General features: G+C 66.9%; 3 protein-coding genes and 1 pseudogene. All 4 read right to left on the bottom strand.

What is annotated here, in order from left to right:
* Positions 1 to 330, bottom strand: a pseudogene (locus ACWEBX_RS40270) (hypothetical protein); the annotation flags it as partial.
* A 166-nt stretch (positions 331 to 496) separates the two neighbouring features.
* Positions 497 to 772 (bottom strand): DUF6510 family protein, encoded by a 276-nt coding sequence (locus ACWEBX_RS40265; protein ID WP_355991544.1) that lies wholly within the window; start codon positions 770 to 772, stop codon positions 497 to 499.
* 12 nt (positions 773 to 784) lie between these two features.
* Positions 785 to 1,495 (bottom strand): ferredoxin reductase, encoded by a 711-nt coding sequence (locus ACWEBX_RS40260; RefSeq protein ID WP_451889653.1) that lies wholly within the window; start codon positions 1,493 to 1,495, stop codon positions 785 to 787.
* A 2-nt stretch (positions 1,496 to 1,497) separates the two neighbouring features.
* The coding region (locus ACWEBX_RS40255) for a molybdopterin-dependent oxidoreductase (RefSeq protein ID WP_451889654.1) at positions 1,498 to 1,654 on the bottom strand (157 nt) is incomplete at its 5' end.

The following is a 1,654-nucleotide window of genomic DNA, read 5'->3' as shown; positions in this document are numbered from 1 at the left end:
CCCGGTGACCGGTTCTCCGAGGCGTTCGGTTCCGTCGGCGCGGACGAGGACCCGCCGCGCCGCTCCGTCCGGGCCGATCTCGGCGACGTCCACGGCCACGATGTCGTCCAGCCGGTCCCGGATGGAGGTGAAGTCCGGAAGGATTACGTCTACGCCGGGCTGGGTCTCTTCGGGGAACAGCACGCCGCAGTCGACGATGAGCAGTTTGCCGGCGTGCTCGAAGACGGTCATGTTGCGGCCGATCTCGCCCAGGCCGCCCAGGGCGATGACCCGCAGCCCTCCTTCGGGAAGGGGCGGAGCGGCTTTCAACTCGGGGTGCGGATGACTCATGCCTGGACGTTACCCGGAGAATGGAACGAGGTGATCGACAGCCGGTCGCGACAGTGCACGAAAAGCCCGCATTCCGACGTGCATCCGTGCATTCACCCGGAGCAACCGCCTGCCGGTACTGCTCCCAGTGGACGAAGGCCCCGGTGTGGGCGGACTGGATCCGTCGTCACGCCGTACGAAAGCGGAATGCCCCTGTGCCGCCGCCCAGGCTCAGCCATATGTGGTCGCCCTCTTTGACCAGCCTCAGCGCGACGTGCGCACAGCCCGGGCATCGAGCGGTAAGGCCTGGTGCGGGGCCGTAGACGTGCAATTGGGCGAGCGGTCCCGAGCGGGTGCATTCGGGGCAGCGCCACCAGGCCGAGGTCGTCTCCACGGCGAAAATCTCCGAGAGCGGGCCAGCCAGGCTGTTGCCGTCGAGATGATGGGTGATGTTCTCTGCCATGAGGAGCTCCGGTCAGCCGAAACGCTCGGTTCGGATGGTGGCGGGATCCTGCCCCAGGTCCACCAGCAGATTGGCGGCCGTCTCCACGAAGCCGGTGGGGCCGCAGACGTACACCAGACAGGTGCGGGTCAGCCGGGCAAGTGGCCTTTCCAGATCGGTGCGTTTGAGGCGGCCCGGGCCTCGAGAGTTGTCGGGCGGAGCCTGTCGGGTGTAGAGGAACTCGACTTCCAAGCCCGTTACGACGTTGGCGAGTTCGTTGCCGTACCAGATGTCCTGCGGCGTGCGGGCACTGTACAGCAAGTGGAATGTAGCCTCTGGCTGTGCCTGCCGGCGAGCGCGGATCATCGCAGTCAGGGGCACGATGCCGGACCCGCCCGCGACCAACAGCACTGAACCGGTCTGGTCAGGGCGCCACACGAACCAGTTGCCGAGCGGGCCACGGATCTCTACCTCGGCGCCAACCGACAACTGATCGGCCAGATAAGGCGACACCTCGCCACCAATCACGGCTTGGACACCCAATTCGATGCAGTCGCCATCGGCAGGCGCGGCAAGGGAGTAACTGCGTACGGCCTGGTAGCCGTCCTCGGCCGTCAGGCGTACATCGACATGCTGGCCCGCGAGGTGACCGGGCCAGCCAGGGACGGCGAAGTGCAGCGAACGAGCCGTAGGCGTCTGGGAACTGCTGCTGTGCAGGCGGGCCGATCGCCAGGCGAGGGGCATGGTCAGTCGCCCCAGGTACGTTGCTCGCGCCAGGGGTCGCCGTAGTTGTGGTAGCCAGCAGACTCCCAGAAGCCCGGGTCGTCCTGCACAGTGAGTCGCAGTTCGCGCACCCACTTGGCGGACTTCCACAAGTACAGGTGCGGCACCAGCAGGCGGGCC

Source organism: Streptomyces sp. NPDC005070 (assembly GCF_053600395.1).
The sequence above is the reverse complement of the archived record's forward strand: the minus strand, read 5'-3'. Positions and strand labels throughout refer to the sequence as shown.